Below are 13,315 nucleotides of genomic sequence, written 5' to 3'. Positions count from 1 at the left end.
CCATCTACTGGTGGGGCTCGGGCACGCCGGCCGCCCATTAAGGTCTCCAGCGATGGCGGCCTCCTTCTATCCGCCGCTGTCGCCAGTTTCGACGGGGCTTCGCTGCAGGTGTCCCCGCTGCGGCGAAGCCCCGTTGTTTGACGGGCTGCTCACGGTCAAGCCGCGCTGCCCGTCCTGCGATCTGGATTATGCCAAGATCGATGCCGGCGACGGACCGGCGGTATTCGTCATCCTGATCCTCGGTTTTATCGTGGTCGGCCTGGCGCTGTGGGTCGAGCTGCGCTTCGGGCCGCCGCTCTGGCTGCATATGGTGCTGTGGACCCCGCTGATCCTCGGCGGGTCGATTGGCATGCTCCGGCCCTTCAAAGCCGTGCTCATCGCGCTACAATTCCGCCACAAGGCCTCGTCCGATATCGAATTGATGCGCGAGTAATCCATTGAAAATTCTTGGTTTCCGGCCCGCATTGGGGCCGACCCTGTTTACTGTTCCGGCCCTCATCCTGCTGCTGGCGCTCGGCACCTGGCAGGTGCAGCGGCTGCTGTGGAAGCTCGACCTGATCGCCAGCGTCGAAGAAGGCATGAAAGCCGCGCCGGTGGTATTGCCGGCCAAGGCCGAGACTGGCGGGCCGCTCGATGCCGACGCCTGGCATTTCCGCCGCGTGGTGGTGAAGGGTCGTTTCGACCACGCCCATGAATTTCATCTGCTGGCGCATTCCGAGCGCGGCAATTTCGGCTATCACGTGATCACGCCGCTGCAGCGCAGCGACGCGCCCGGCTGGGTGCTGGTCAGCCGCGGCTGGGTGCCGGCCGAGGACAAGGACCCGTCGCGCCGGCCGCAGGGCCAGGTCGAGGGCGAGGTCACCATCACGGGCCTGGCGCATGCGCCCTGGGGCAAGGGCTGGTTCACGCCCGACAACGACCTGCAGCGGAACCTCTGGTATTACGGCGATGCCGCCGGGATGCTGGCCGCCGCCGGCATCAAGGATGCGCCCGTCCTCTTCGTCGACGCCGATGCCGATGTGACGGTACCAGGCGGTTGGCCGCGCGCCGGCCATACCCGGGTGACCTTCACCAACAACCATCTGGCTTATGCCTTTACCTGGTACAGCGGTGCCGTGGTGCTGGCGGTCATTTATGTGCTATGGCATCGGCGGCGGGCACGCGACGCCCGGGAGCAGGGCCGGCCCAGGGCAAGAGATGAAAACCTATAAGGCCCTCGAAAAACAGTTTCGCCGCATCAGCGCCGTCAACGGCGCGCTGGCGATGCTCGGCTGGGACCAGTCGACCATGATGCCCGAGGGCGGTGCCCGCGCCCGCTCGGAACAGATCGCCACGCTCAGCGTACTGCGGCATGAATGGATCACCGATGCCCGGCTGGGCGACCAGCTGAACGAGGCCGCGACGCAGACCGACAAGCTGGACGACTGGCAGCGCGCCAATCTGCGCGAGATGCAGCGCCAGTGGCGCCATGCCACGGCGCTGACGCCGAAGCTGGTCGAGGCGCGTTCGAAGGCGACGATGGCCTGCGAGATGGTGTGGCGCAAGGCGCGCCGTGACGACGACTTCAAGGCCTTTGCCAGGGCTTTCCTGCCGGTGCTGGAACTGACCCGCGAAGTGGCAGCGGCCAAGTCGGCCGCTTTCGGCCTCGGCGCCTATGACGCCCTGCTGGACGAATACGAGCCGGGCGGCCGGTCCGCCAGTATCGACAAGCTGTTCGCCGATCTCGGCAGCTTCCTGCCGGACTTCATCGACCGCGCGCTGGTCAAACAGGGCAAGCGGCCGGCACCGCTGCCGCTGCCGGGGCCGTTTCCGACCGAGGCCCAGCGCGAGGTCGGTCTGAAGCTGATGAAGGCGCTCGGCTTCGATTTCAATCGCGGCCGTCTCGATGTCAGCCTGCATCCCTTCACCGGCGGTATCCCTGACGATGTGCGCATCACCACGCGCTATTCGGAAGACGATTTCACCAAGGCGCTGATGGGGGTGCTACATGAAACCGGCCATGCGCTTTACGAACTCGGCCTGCCGAAAGTCTGGCGTGACCAGCCGGTCGGCGAGGCGCGCGGCATGGTGCTGCATGAGAGTCAGAGTCTGCTGGTCGAAATGCAGGTCTGCCGCGGCGCCGAATTCCTCAAATTCGCCGCGCCGCTGCTGCGCAAGGCCTTCAAGGGCGGCGGCGAGGCCTGGTCGGAGGCCAATCTGCTGCGCATCTATGCGCGGGTGAAGCCAGACCTGATCCGCGTCGATGCCGATGAGGTGACCTATCCGGCGCATGTCATGCTGCGCTATCGCCTGGAGCAGGCAATGCTGCATGACCATCTGCCGCTCGATGACCTGCCCTATGCCTGGAATGACGGCATGCAGACCCTGCTCGGCGTCGATGTGCCGAGTTATGCCCAGGGCTGCATGCAGGATATTCACTGGGCGGTCGGCTCGATCGGCTATTTCCCGACCTATACGCTGGGTGCGCTGTCGGCGGCGCAGCTTTTTGCCGCCGCCAAGACGCAGGACGGCGGCATTCTGCCCGGCATCGCCAAGGGCGATTTCAAGCCGTTGCTGCGCTGGCTGCGCGCCAATGTGCATGCCAAGGGGGCGCGGCTGACCACCGATGAACTACTGCGCGAAGCGACTGGCAAACCCCTGAGCACTGCCGCCTTCAAGGCGCATCTCAAAGCCCGCTACCTGAGCTGAGCATTCCCATGCGCTACGTCTCCACCCGCGGCCAGGCGCCGGATCTCGATTTCGAAGGCGTGCTGCTGGCCGGCCTCGCCAGCGATGGCGGCCTCTATGTGCCGCAGAGCTGGCCGCAGTTCTCAGTCACCGACTGGCGCGCCATGCGCGGCCTGCCCTATGCCGAAGTCGCCTTCCGGGTGATCAAGCCCTTCATTGGCGGCGGTATTCCCGATGCCGATCTGAAGCAGATGATTGCGGAAGCCTACGGCACCTTCGGTCACAAGGCGGTCGTGCCGCTGCGCCAGAGCGATGCCAATGACTGGGTGCTGGAACTGTTCCATGGCCCGACGCTGGCCTTCAAGGACGTGGCGCTGCAACTGCTCGGCCGGCTGTTCGACTGGGCACTGGCACGGTCCGGCAAACGCGCCACCATCGTCGGCGCCACCTCGGGCGATACCGGTTCGGCCGCCATCGAGGGCTGCCGCGGTCGCGCCAATCTCGATATTTTCATCCTGTTTCCGCATGGCCGCGTCTCCGATGTGCAGCGCCGGCAGATGACGACGGTGGCCGATGCTAACGTGCACGCCATCGCGCTGGAGGGCACCTTCGACGATGCCCAGGCGATGGTGAAGGCGCTGTTCAACGATGCGCCGTTCCGCGACACGGTTGGCCTGACGGCAGTGAATTCGATCAATTGGGCGCGCGTGATGGCGCAGATCGTCTACTATGTAACGGCGAGCTTAAGCCTTGGCGGCCCGGAACGGGCACCGGCCTTCTGCGTGCCGAGCGGCAATTTCGGCGACATCTTCGCCGGCTATGCCGCCGCGAAGATGGGTCTGCCGATCGCAAGGCTGGTCGTCGCCACCAACCGCAACGACATCCTGGCGCGCTTCTTCGCCAGCGGGGACTACCGCAAGAGCGGCGTCGAGTCGACCATCAGCCCGAGCATGGATATCCAGGTGGCGAGCAATTTCGAACGCCTGCTGTTCGACATGCATGGCCGTGACGGTGCCCAGATCCGCCAGCTGATGACCGATCTCGACAGGAATGGCGGCTTCACCGTGTCGGCCAATGCGCTGGCCGAGACGAAACAGCTGTTTGCTGCCGGCAAGGCCGACGAGGCGACAACCAAGGCCATGCTGAAGACGGCTTTTGTGGCGGGCAATGGCCTGCTGGTCGATCCGCATACGGCCGTAGGACTGGCAGTGGCGGCGCAGCAGCGCCAGACCGGCGCCATTCCGCCCGAAACGGCGCTGATCACCCTGGCGACCGCCGATGCGGCCAAATTCCCGGATGCGGTCGAAGCCGCCACCGGCCGCCATCCGGCGCTGCCGCCGCACCTGGCCGATCTGTTCGAGCGGCCGGAGCGCCAGACCGTGCTGGCCAATGACTACGGCACGGTGCGCAACTTCATCGAAACGCGTAGAGTAAAAGCATGACAGTCAGGATCGGCACGCTTTCCAACGGCATGCGGGTGGTCTCCGAGACCATGCCGCAGGTCAAGACCGTTTCCGTCGGCGTCTGGGTCGATGCCGGGGCGCGCGACGAGACGCCGGAGATCAATGGCGTGGCGCATATGCTGGAGCATATGGCATTCAAGGGCACCGAGCGACGCTCGGCGCTGGCGATCGCCGAGGAGATCGAGGCGGTCGGCGGCCATCTGAATGCCTTCACCTCGCGCGAGCAGACAGCCTATTACGCCCGCGTCATGGCCGAGGATACTGGCCTTGCCCTCGATATCCTGTCCGACATCCTGCAGCATTCCGTTTTCGATGCGGGTGAGATGGAGCGCGAGCGCGAAGTTATCATCCAGGAGATCGGCCAGGCGGAAGACACGCCGGACGACATCATTTTCGACCATCTTCAGGAAACCGCTTTCCCCGCGCAGTCGCTCGGCCGTTCGATCCTCGGCACCATCGACCGCGTGTCGGGCATGCAGCGCGGCGATCTGCAGGGCTTCCTGGATCGCTTCTACCATGGTCCGAGTCTGGTGCTGGTCGCCGCCGGTGCGGTCGATCACGACCACCTGATGGCCGAGGCCGAGAAACTGTTCAGCGGTTTGAGCCGCACGCCGCGGCCGGCGCAGCAGACTGCGCGCTACGGTGGCGGCGGCGAAAAACGCGCGGTGCGCGAGCTGGAACAGGCCCATGTCGCCGTGGCGCTGCCGGGCCTGGCCTTCGACGATCCCGATTATTACGCCATGCAGGTCTATGCCACCGTACTGGGCGGCGGCATGTCCTCGCGTCTGTTCCAGGAAGTGCGCGAGAAGCGCGGCCTGGCCTATTCGGTCTACGCCTATCCGTCCTCCTATCGCGATGGCGGCCTGATGACCGTCTATGCCGGCACCGGCGGCGAAAAGCTGCCCGAGCTGATGCCGGTGCTGGCCGACGAGCTCGGCAAGCTCTGCGGCCGGGTCGATGACGATGAGCTGAGGCGTGCCCGCGCCCAGCTTAAAGTCGGTCTGGTGATGTCGCTGGAAAGCTCGGGTGCCCGCATCGAACAGCTCGGTCGCCAGATGCTGCTGTTCGGCCGCCCGCTCGATCTCGATGAGGTGCTGGCCGCGGTCGACCGGGTCGATGCCGATGCGGTGCGCAAGGTTGCCGAGCGGGTGATGCGGTCGGCGCCGCCCACGGTGGCAGCGTTAGGTCCGGTCGAACGGCTGGAAAGCTACACCCGCTTCGCTGCAAGATTTGGCTGAATAAGACGGGAGGGGGGAAAGCATGCTGTTCGGCCGCTTCCTTCCCCCTGCTGCACCGATCCTGCATGGCGAGCGCGTTTATCTCCGCGCCCCGGATGTCAGCGACTATGAAGCCTGGGCCACCCTGCGCGCGGTCAGTCGCGAGCATCTGCAACCCTGGGAGCCGAGCTGGGCCGAGGATTCGCTGACCCGCGAAGGCTTTCGCCGTCGGCTCGCCTGGTTCGAGCGGCTGCGTCGGCAGGAGCATGGCGAAGCCTATTTCATCTACCTGCGGCGCAATGACGGACTGATCGGCGGCATCACGCTGTCGAATATCCGGCGCGGTGCGTCGCAATGCGGCGAACTGGGCTACTGGATCGGCAAGCCTTTCGCCGGCCATGGCCATATGACCGAGGCGCTGGCCGTGATGGTGCGGCATTGCTTCGAGATGCGGAAGCTGCATCGCATCGAGGCAGCCTGCCTGCCGGAAAACCTGCCGAGCCGGCGGCTGCTCGACCGTGCCGGTTTTCGCACCGAAGGGCTGTTGCGCGAATATCTGAAAATTGACGGCGTCTGGCGCGATCACCAGCTCTATTCCCGGCTGGCAAACGATCTGCCCAGGGATGCCTAGCTGCCATACCTGCGGCGGTCAGGCGTGACCGGATACGCTGGACAGCTTGGCGACATCGATACCGATTTTGCGCACGGCGCGATCCCACAGGCTGTCGAGATCGGATTTGAAGACAAGCTCGAAATCGGCCGGCACGGCGAGCCAGGCATTCTCCTGAATCTCGATATCCAGCTGACCGGCGCCCCAGCCGGCATAGCCGAGCGCAAACAGGCTGTGCTGCGGGCCGGTGCCGGTTGCTATCGCACGCAGCACGTCGAGCGTGGCGGTGAGGCCGATGCCGATCGATTCATCGATCTTCACGCTGCCCTGGCGCATGTAGTCGGTCGAATGCAGCACGAAGCCGCGGCCGGTTTCGACCGGGCCGCCCAGCCGCACGATGATGTCGTTCTCGGCGGTCGATTCGATACCGAGCTGCGTCAGCAGGTTGGGGAAGGTGAGCCCGGGATAGGGCTTGTTGATCACCAGCCCCATCGCGCCCTCGGCGTTATGCGAGCACATGTAGATGACGGTGCGGGAAAATCGCGGGTCGCCCATGCTCGGCATCGCAATCAGCAATTGCCGCTCAAGATAGCCGGATATCGCCTTGTCGCTGGTGTCGGTCATTGCCACACTCCGGTTTCACCCGAATGTTACCCCACCGGGTCGGCTTGTCCATACGGCCGGCCCGTAACAAGCCTTGCAATTGGCGGGCCACGCGACAGACTCGGGCCATGATAAAAGCCCTCCGCCGCCTCGGCTCGCTGGCCGGCGCATTAATTGTTGTATTCCCGATATTTTGGCCGCCCGCTGCCGTCCGGGCCCAAGGCCTGCAGCTGCCGCATGTGCCGATGAAAATTGCCCTGATTCAGGGCAGCGCCGACGAGGCCGGCCTGCATATCCAACTGTCGCCCGGGTGGAAATTCTACTGGCGGACGCCGGGTGAAGGCGGCGTGCCGGCGCAGTTCGACTGGACCGGTTCGCGCAATGTGACGCGTGTCGATGTCGCCTGGCCGGCACCCAAGCGCATTCCGCTCGGCAAGTCGGAAATCTACGGCTATGGCGGCGAGGTGGTCCTGCCGCTGCGCGTCGAACGGCGGCAGGCAGATGAGGCGTACGGCCTCGACCTGATGATCGAGTATGGCGTGTGCAAGGATATCTGCATCCTGCGCAATGATCGCCTGATCCTGCGCAGCCAGGATACGGTGCCGATTGCGAATCTTGCCCTGCTGGCCAAGTGGCGGGCGCGTGTGCCGCAGCCCGCAGCGCAGGCCGGGCTGCAACTGGTGTCGCATCGCCTGAAACCCGATCGCCTGATCGTGGTGCTGGGAAGCCAGACGCCACTGCAGAACCCCGATCTGTTCGTGGAGGGCTCTGCCGAAAGCTGGTTCGGGCGCCCCAGCATCACCATGGCGGCGGATGGACGCGAAGTGCGGTTCGATCTGGCAGCGACCTATCCTCCCGGCAAAGCCGGACAGCCGCTGCGGCTCACCCTGGTCGATCCCGCCCTGCAGGCGGAACTGGTGTTGCCGCCCTGACGCCTTGCGAATAGCAGGCCCGACCCTTGTTTCACGCGGCGGGGCGGACCATTTTAACCCCGCCGTATCCGCGGCGTTGTACCGGCCAAGACCCAAACCAAGACGAGGAAACCATGACCATCAAGGTTGGCGACCGCATCCCCGATGCCACGCTGTTTGTGATGTCCGATCAGGGCCCGCAGGCCGTGAAGGCGGCAGAGTTCTTCAAAGGCAAGAAGGTGGCCCTGTTCGCCCTGCCGGGCGCTTTCACGCCGACCTGCTCGGCCAAGCACCTGCCCGGCTTCATCGAGAAATATGACGACCTCAAGCAGAAGGGCGTCGAGACCATCGCCTGCCTGTCGGTCAATGACGCTTTCGTGATGGGCGCCTGGGGCAAGGCCCAGAATACCGGCGACAAGGTGGTGATGCTGGCCGATGGTTCGGGCGAACTGACCAAGGCGATCGGCATGGAGTTCGATCTCACCGCCCGCGGCCTCGGCGTGCGCTCGCAGCGCTACTCGATGCTGATCGATGACGGGGTGGTCAAGCAGCTCAATCTGGAAAAGCCCGGCGCCTTCGAGATTTCGGACGCCAATACCCTGCTCGGCCAGATCTGACCGTTCAGACTGCAGTGACCAGCCGGTCCGGGTCTACCGGGCCGGCTTTTTCTTTTTCGGCCCAGTCTTAGCTGATCTTGGAATGTCGCCGGCGATTTCTATGGCGGCGTCGCGTGCCAGCACGTCGACACGCTCGTTTTCGACATGACCGTCGTGACCGCGCACCCAGTGCCAGCTCACCGTATGCGGGGCGACAGCGAGTTCGAAGCGCTGCCACAGGTCGACATTCTTGACCGGTTTGCGGTCGGCGGTCTTCCAGCCGCGCGCCTTCCAGGAGCGCAGCCAGCCGGTAGCGCCGTCGATGACGTAGCGGCTGTCGGAATAGACCGAGACGGCACAGGGTTTCTTCAGGGCTTCCAGCGCCATGATCGCCGCCGTTAGCTCCATGCGGTTGTTCGTGGTGTCGGCGTCACCGCCGGTGAGCTCTTTTTCGGTTTCCCCATAGCGCAGCAGCGCGGCCCAGCCGCCAGGGCCGGGATTGCCCAGGCAGGCGCCGTCGGTGAAGACTTCAACCTTCAGCAGGTCCGGCATGTCAGCGTTCGATGCCATAGGCGGAGGCGCCCAGCACCTGGCGATGGAATTTCAGTTTCTTCCAGTATTCCAGCGGATCCTTCGGCTTCACCAGCGCGCCGGGCACCTGGTTGAGCCAGTCATACAGCCGCGTCAGCAGGAAACGCAGGGCCGCACCGCGGGCAAACAGCGGCAGGCTGTGCACCTCGCCATCGGTCAGCGGACGCACGCTTTCGTAGCCGCCGATCAGCGCTCTCGCCTTGGTGACATTGAAGGCACCATCGGCCTCGAAGCACCAGGCATTCAGACAGATCGCCAGATCGTAGGCAAAATAGTCGTTGCAGGCGAAGTAGAAGTCGATCAGGCCGCTGAACGTGTCGCCGAGGAAAAACACATTGTCGGGGAACAGGTCGGCATGGATCACGCCATGCGGCAGCGGCTTGTCGCCGGCGCGGCCGGGCGCATCCGGCCAGGCGGCTTTCAGCCCGTCGTATTCGCGCACGATTTCGCGCGCCAGGCCGTCGTGCACGGAATCCGCCCTGGCCTCGCAATCGCTCACCAGTTTGGCCCAGCCATCGACACTGAGGGCATTGACGCGCTGCATCGGGAAATCGCGGCCGGCCAGATGCAGGCGCGCGGTGGCGGCGCCGAGCTGCTGGCAATGCCGGGCATGGGGTTTGCGCGGCCACACGCCCTTCAGGAAGCTGATGATGGCGCAGGGGCGGCCGGCCACTTCGTTCAGCGTATTGCCGTCGCGATCGCTGATCGCGGTCGGGCAATCCAGCCCTTTGGCAGCCAGATGATTCATCAGGCCGAGGAAATACGGCAGGTCGCCACGGTTCACCCGGCGCTCATAGAGCGTCAGGATGTAATTGCCCGTATCGGTGACCAGCAGGTAGTTGGAATTCTCCACGCCCTCGGCTATGCCCTTGCAGGACACGGCCGTGCCGATCTCGTAGCGGGCCAACAGGCCGGCGAGCTGGTCGTCGTCGATTTCGGTATAGACGGCCATGGAGGGTCAGGCGGCCGAGGCGTCGAGGGCAACCGGCAGCTTGAACTGCACGGATTCAGTGGCGGTTTCGATCTCGCGCACCGTCACGCTGTAGCGTTCGCGGAAGGCGGCGATCACTTCCTCCACCAGCAATTCCGGTGCGCTGGCGCCGGCGGTGATGCCGACGGACTTGACCCCTTCCAGAGCGGTCCAGTCGATATCGACGGCACGCTGCACCAGCAGGGCGATCCTGCAACCTTCTCGCTTGGCCACTTCCACCAGGCGCAGCGAATTGGACGAATTCGGCGCACCGATCACCAGCACGGCATCGCTATGGGCGGCAATCGCCTTCACCGCCACCTGGCGGTTGGTGGTGGCATAGCAGATGTCTTCCTTCTTCGGTCCCTCGATCTGCGGGAATCGCTGCTTCAGCGCCGCGATGATCCCGGCGGTATCGTCGACCGACAGGGTGGTCTGCGTGATATAGGCGAGCGGCTCGCCGTGCGGCACCTGCAGGGCAGCGACATCAGCCACAGTCTCGATCAGCAGCACGGCGCCGGCCGGCAACTGGCCCATGGTGCCGATCACCTCGGGATGGCCGGCATGGCCGATCAGTACGATCAGGCGGCCTTCGCGATGGTGGCGTTCGGCCTCGCGATGCACCTTGCTGACCAGCGGGCAGGTGGCATCGAGATAGGACAGCCTGCGCGCTTCGGCATCGGCCGGCACCGATTTGGGCACGCCATGGGCGGAAAACACCACATGGGCGCCGGGCGGAACCTCATCCAGTTCGTCGACGAAGACGGCACCCTTGGCGGCCAGGCTGTCGACCACGAAACGGTTATGCACGATCTCATGGCGCACATAGACCGGCGCGCCGAAACGTTCCAGGGCGCGTTCGACGATCTGGATGGCGCGGTCGACGCCGGCGCAGAAGCCGCGCGGGGCGGCCAGCACCAGGGCAATCGAAGGGCGGTCGGCAGGGGTCATCGGGCGGTGGCCATCAGCTATAGGATCTGGCTATGCGTTCAGTCTGGTGGTTCAGGCCGGAATCAGCCATTTCGGATCAACGGGTTGCAGGCCTGTCGCTTGTCTCGGCCAAGCCCCTCTTTTATACAGGATGGGGCCCGGAAAACTGCCGGGCAAGCTAATACACTCGTCCCGCGAAGGAAAGGCCGTCCATGATCGCCCGGTTCATGATCATCGGCGCCGCTCCGCTCGCCAGCTGCCCTCGACCTGCCGCACCGGTAAGCGCTTCGCCATGACCCTGCCTCCGCTCCGTCTTCCTCTTCTCGCCCTGGCCTTCGCCGTGTCGGCCAGCATCCTGTCCGCCTGCGGCGGCGGCCAGCGCAATACGCAGCCCTGTCCGCGCGTCGGTATCCTGGGCGATGCGCAGAAGGCGACCCAGTATCGCGACGGTCCCGGCCGGGACCTCACCGATGTCACCTTCGAGACCGAGCTGCTCGACTATAACGGCGGTTGCAAATTCGAGAACAAGCAGGCCACCGTGGTGATCAGCTTCATCCTGCAGGTCGGCGCCACCCGCGGCCCGGCGGCAACGCAGACGGAGGCGCAGGTGCCGTATTTCGTCGCCCTGGTCGACAAGCAGCAGAATGTGCTCTCGCGCAGCCGCTTTGTCGCCCGCATCCCGTTCAAGGACGGCCAGCGCCGCGTCGTCGTGGGTGATGAACTGGAGCAGGTGCTGCCGCTCAGCGGCCGCCGCACCAGCGAATTCGAGATTCTGATCGGCCTGGAAGTGCCGCCCGACCAGCTCAACAAGATTCGTCAGCAGCGCGGTTTCTGATCCCATATGGAGAAGCTGCGCAGTCTGGCGCCTGGCCTGACCGTCGCCGCCACGGTGGCGCTCGCGGTCGGCTTCATCTCCGAGCATTACGGCGGCCCGCCCTTTCTGCTCGCCCTGCTGCTGGGCATGGCCTTCAATTTCCTGAGCGCCGATGCCCGCGTGCGGCCCGGCATCGACCTGTCGGCGCGCACTATCTTGCGGGTCGGCGTGGCCTTGCTCGGCATCCGTATCACGGTGGACCGCATCGCCGATCTCGGCCCGGTGCCGGTGCTGCTGGCCGTCTGCGGGGTGGCGGTGGCGATCGGCAGCGGTCTGCTGCTGGCCCGGCTGGCCGGCCGCAGCCAGGATGAAGGCCTGCTCTCGGGTGGCGCCGTTGGCATCTGCGGCGCATCGGCGGCAATGGCGATCTCGGCGGCCCTGCCGCGCTCGCCGCAGGCCGAACGGCTGACCCTGCTCACCGTCATCGGCGTCACCGCGCTGTCCACCGTGGCGATGATCGTTTATCCGCTGCTGGCCAAGACGCTGGGCCTGAATGAGACCGCATCGGGGGTTTTGTTCGGCGCCACCATCCATGACGTGGCCCAGGTGCTGGGCGCCGGCCTCACGGTGTCGCCGCAGGCCGGCGATGTCGCCACTTTCGTCAAGCTGGTGCGCGTGGCCTGCTTGCTGCCGGTGGTGATCGGCATCGGCCTCGTCTATCGCACCCGGCACAATGCCGCCAACACGCAGACCCAGCCGCTGCTGCCGCATTTTCTGCTCGGCTTCATCGCGCTGGTCATTCTGGGCAGCGTGGTGCAACTGCCGGCCATGGTGGTGGGCACGGTGTCGGAAATCTCGCGCTGGTGCCTGCTGGTGGCGATTGCCGCGCTCGGCGTGAAGACCTCGTTTGCCGAACTGTTCGCGCTGGGCTGGAAACCGCTGCTGCTGATCCTGGCCGAGACCGTGATCCTGCTCGGTTTCGTGCTGGTCGGGCTAGTGTTCTTCCTCTGAGGCCCAGGTCTCGGCCCAGTCCTGCAGCGTGAGCAGGGTGGGCAGCAGGCGCCGGGCCGTGGCGGTTAAGCCATAGCCCTGGCCGGCGTCATGGCTGACCAGCCGGGCGGCGCGCAGCTCCTTCAGGCGCTGCTGCAGCACCGTGGGCGAAACCGCATCGCAGGCGCCCTGCAGGGACCGGAAGGTCAGGGCTTCGCCCCGCAGCTCCCACAGGATGCGCAGGCTCCAGCGCCGCCCCAGCAGGTCCAGAATGGCCATGATCGGCCGTCCGGTGGTCGAACCGCGGACCGGGCGACGGGGCGGCGGCTTCAGGCTGGCCATCATGCAGGCTCCTTGCGCTATCAATTCAGTAGCGGTATCGTTTGCTACGATTTCAGTAGCACACAAGGAGCCGCCCTGCCATGCCCCGCCTCGCACCGCTTGCCAAACCCTATCCGCCCGAGGCCGCCGCCGAACTGGCGCAGATGCCGGCCGATCTCGGCCTGTTCCGCACGGTGGCGCATAACCCGCGCGTACTGTCGCGCTGGCGTGGCGGCGGACTACTGGACAAGGGCTCGATCACGCTACGCCAGCGCGAACTGCTGATCCTGCGCACCACGGCGCGGCTGAAGGCGGAATACGAATGGGGCGTGCATGTCGGCTTCTTTGGCGCCAAAGCGAAATTCAGCGAAAGGGAGATTCGCGCCACCGTGCATGGCGCCGCGACGGACTGGAAAGTGGAGGAAGCCGTGCTGGTCGAAATCGCCGATGCATTGATCGACAGCGGCACGGTAGATGACGTGCTGTGGCACCGGGCAGCCGGATATTACAAAGCCGACCAGCTGATCGAGATCATCGCGCTGGTCGGCTTTTACCATCTGGTGTCATTCACGGTGAATGCCACCGGCGTGGCGCTCGAACCCGGCGCGCCGCGCTTTCCAACCGCTTAATAA

General features: G+C 65.2%; 16 protein-coding genes. 11 read left to right on the top strand and 5 right to left on the bottom strand.

Annotated elements, in window-relative coordinates:
* The first annotated feature begins 133 nt into the window (after positions 1 to 133).
* From OJJ21_RS22420 to OJJ21_RS22395, 6 genes are read left to right on the top strand one after another with little or no spacing between them, the layout of a single operon-like run.
* Complete coding sequence (locus tag OJJ21_RS22420; RefSeq protein ID WP_366093578.1) at positions 134 to 433, top strand: DUF983 domain-containing protein; 300 nt, start codon at positions 134 to 136, stop codon at positions 431 to 433.
* Positions 434 to 437: 4 nt separating this feature from the next.
* Entirely contained in the window at positions 438 to 1,211 is a 774-nt protein-coding gene (locus OJJ21_RS22415; protein WP_297690056.1) for an SURF1 family protein, read from the top strand.
* A complete protein-coding gene (locus OJJ21_RS22410) occupies positions 1,198 to 2,688 on the top strand; it encodes a carboxypeptidase M32 (protein WP_297690054.1) in 1,491 nt (496 codons plus the stop codon). The genes OJJ21_RS22415 and OJJ21_RS22410 overlap by 14 nt, the downstream gene beginning before the upstream one ends.
* A gap of 8 nt (positions 2,689 to 2,696) precedes the next feature.
* Positions 2,697 to 4,109, top strand: a complete 1,413-nt coding sequence (thrC, locus tag OJJ21_RS22405; RefSeq protein ID WP_297690053.1) for a threonine synthase — start codon at positions 2,697 to 2,699, stop codon at positions 4,107 to 4,109.
* A complete protein-coding gene (locus OJJ21_RS22400) occupies positions 4,106 to 5,368 on the top strand; it encodes a pitrilysin family protein (protein ID WP_297690050.1) in 1,263 nt (420 codons plus the stop codon). Before thrC ends, OJJ21_RS22400 begins: the two co-directional genes overlap by 4 nt.
* Before the next feature lie 22 nt (positions 5,369 to 5,390).
* On the top strand, positions 5,391 to 5,978 hold the full coding sequence (locus tag OJJ21_RS22395; RefSeq protein ID WP_297690048.1) for a GNAT family protein: 588 nt from the start codon (positions 5,391 to 5,393) through the stop codon (positions 5,976 to 5,978).
* An 18-nt stretch (positions 5,979 to 5,996) separates the two neighbouring features.
* Here OJJ21_RS22395 and OJJ21_RS22390 read toward each other — a convergent pair whose 3' ends face one another.
* Positions 5,997 to 6,581 (bottom strand): YqgE/AlgH family protein, encoded by a 585-nt coding sequence (locus tag OJJ21_RS22390; protein ID WP_297690046.1) that lies wholly within the window; start codon positions 6,579 to 6,581, stop codon positions 5,997 to 5,999.
* Between the two features lie 224 nt (positions 6,582 to 6,805).
* Here OJJ21_RS22390 and OJJ21_RS22385 point away from each other — a divergent pair, with 224 nt between their 5' ends.
* On the top strand, positions 6,806 to 7,492 hold the full coding sequence (locus OJJ21_RS22385; protein WP_297690044.1) for a protein-disulfide reductase DsbD domain-containing protein: 687 nt from the start codon (positions 6,806 to 6,808) through the stop codon (positions 7,490 to 7,492).
* A gap of 113 nt (positions 7,493 to 7,605) precedes the next feature.
* A complete protein-coding gene (locus tag OJJ21_RS22380) occupies positions 7,606 to 8,088 on the top strand; it encodes a peroxiredoxin (RefSeq protein ID WP_297690042.1) in 483 nt (160 codons plus the stop codon).
* Between the two features lie 33 nt (positions 8,089 to 8,121).
* Here OJJ21_RS22380 and rnhA read toward each other — a convergent pair whose 3' ends face one another.
* Genes rnhA through ispH form a run of 3 tightly spaced genes read right to left on the bottom strand, consistent with a single transcriptional unit; the run spans position 8,122 to position 10,579 of the window.
* Positions 8,122 to 8,637: a ribonuclease HI gene (gene rnhA / locus OJJ21_RS22375; protein ID WP_297690039.1), complete on the bottom strand. Its 516-nt coding sequence runs from the start codon at positions 8,635 to 8,637 to the stop codon at positions 8,122 to 8,124.
* Positions 8,621 to 9,610: a homoserine kinase gene (locus OJJ21_RS22370; RefSeq protein WP_297690037.1), complete on the bottom strand. Its 990-nt coding sequence runs from the start codon at positions 9,608 to 9,610 to the stop codon at positions 8,621 to 8,623. The genes rnhA and OJJ21_RS22370 overlap by 17 nt, the downstream gene beginning before the upstream one ends.
* Before the next feature lie 6 nt (positions 9,611 to 9,616).
* Entirely contained in the window at positions 9,617 to 10,579 is a 963-nt protein-coding gene (gene ispH / locus OJJ21_RS22365; protein WP_297690035.1) for a 4-hydroxy-3-methylbut-2-enyl diphosphate reductase, read from the bottom strand.
* A 271-nt stretch (positions 10,580 to 10,850) separates the two neighbouring features.
* Between ispH and OJJ21_RS22360 the strand changes: the two genes are divergently transcribed.
* Entirely contained in the window at positions 10,851 to 11,393 is a 543-nt protein-coding gene (locus tag OJJ21_RS22360; protein ID WP_297690033.1) for a hypothetical protein, read from the top strand.
* Between the two features lie 6 nt (positions 11,394 to 11,399).
* Entirely contained in the window at positions 11,400 to 12,383 is a 984-nt protein-coding gene (locus OJJ21_RS22355) for a putative sulfate exporter family transporter (protein ID WP_297690031.1), read from the top strand.
* Here the strand turns inward: OJJ21_RS22355 and OJJ21_RS22350 are convergent.
* Complete coding sequence (locus OJJ21_RS22350) at positions 12,366 to 12,707, bottom strand: helix-turn-helix domain-containing protein (RefSeq protein WP_297690029.1); 342 nt, start codon at positions 12,705 to 12,707, stop codon at positions 12,366 to 12,368. The two genes, OJJ21_RS22355 and OJJ21_RS22350, sit on opposite strands and share 18 nt — an antisense overlap.
* A 77-nt stretch (positions 12,708 to 12,784) precedes the next feature.
* On the opposite strand from OJJ21_RS22350, the gene OJJ21_RS22345 reads away from it, so the two are divergent.
* On the top strand, positions 12,785 to 13,312 hold the full coding sequence (locus OJJ21_RS22345; RefSeq protein ID WP_297690027.1) for a carboxymuconolactone decarboxylase family protein: 528 nt from the start codon (positions 12,785 to 12,787) through the stop codon (positions 13,310 to 13,312).
* The last annotated feature ends 3 nt before the right edge of the window (positions 13,313 to 13,315 follow it).

This window comes from Ferrovibrio sp., from assembly GCF_025869515.1.
Lineage (GTDB): Bacteria > Pseudomonadota > Alphaproteobacteria > Ferrovibrionales > Ferrovibrionaceae > Ferrovibrio.
This window is presented reverse-complemented; position numbering and strand designations above follow the sequence as displayed.

What these genes read in the sequence shown, in the direction of transcription:
- OJJ21_RS22410 (WP_297690054.1), top strand. Translation starts at nt 1,198, where the DNA reads ATGAAAACCTATAAGGCCCTCGAAAAACAGTTTCGCCGCATCAGCGCC.
- thrC (WP_297690053.1), top strand. Translation starts at nt 2,697, where the DNA reads ATGCGCTACGTCTCCACCCGCGGCCAGGCGCCGGATCTCGATTTCGAA.
- OJJ21_RS22400 (WP_297690050.1), top strand. Translation starts at nt 4,106, where the DNA reads ATGACAGTCAGGATCGGCACGCTTTCCAACGGCATGCGGGTGGTCTCC.
- OJJ21_RS22395 (WP_297690048.1), top strand. Translation starts at nt 5,391, where the DNA reads ATGCTGTTCGGCCGCTTCCTTCCCCCTGCTGCACCGATCCTGCATGGC.
- OJJ21_RS22390 (WP_297690046.1), bottom strand. Translation starts at nt 6,581, where the DNA reads ATGACCGACACCAGCGACAAGGCGATATCCGGCTATCTTGAGCGGCAA.
- OJJ21_RS22385 (WP_297690044.1), top strand. Translation starts at nt 6,806, where the DNA reads ATGAAAATTGCCCTGATTCAGGGCAGCGCCGACGAGGCCGGCCTGCAT.
- OJJ21_RS22380 (WP_297690042.1), top strand. Translation starts at nt 7,606, where the DNA reads ATGACCATCAAGGTTGGCGACCGCATCCCCGATGCCACGCTGTTTGTG.
- rnhA (WP_297690039.1), bottom strand. Translation starts at nt 8,637, where the DNA reads ATGGCATCGAACGCTGACATGCCGGACCTGCTGAAGGTTGAAGTCTTC.
- OJJ21_RS22370 (WP_297690037.1), bottom strand. Translation starts at nt 9,610, where the DNA reads ATGGCCGTCTATACCGAAATCGACGACGACCAGCTCGCCGGCCTGTTG.
- ispH (WP_297690035.1), bottom strand. Translation starts at nt 10,579, where the DNA reads ATGACCCCTGCCGACCGCCCTTCGATTGCCCTGGTGCTGGCCGCCCCG.
- OJJ21_RS22360 (WP_297690033.1), top strand. Translation starts at nt 10,851, where the DNA reads ATGACCCTGCCTCCGCTCCGTCTTCCTCTTCTCGCCCTGGCCTTCGCC.
- OJJ21_RS22355 (WP_297690031.1), top strand. Translation starts at nt 11,400, where the DNA reads ATGGAGAAGCTGCGCAGTCTGGCGCCTGGCCTGACCGTCGCCGCCACG.
- OJJ21_RS22350 (WP_297690029.1), bottom strand. Translation starts at nt 12,707, where the DNA reads ATGATGGCCAGCCTGAAGCCGCCGCCCCGTCGCCCGGTCCGCGGTTCG.
- OJJ21_RS22345 (WP_297690027.1), top strand. Translation starts at nt 12,785, where the DNA reads ATGCCCCGCCTCGCACCGCTTGCCAAACCCTATCCGCCCGAGGCCGCC.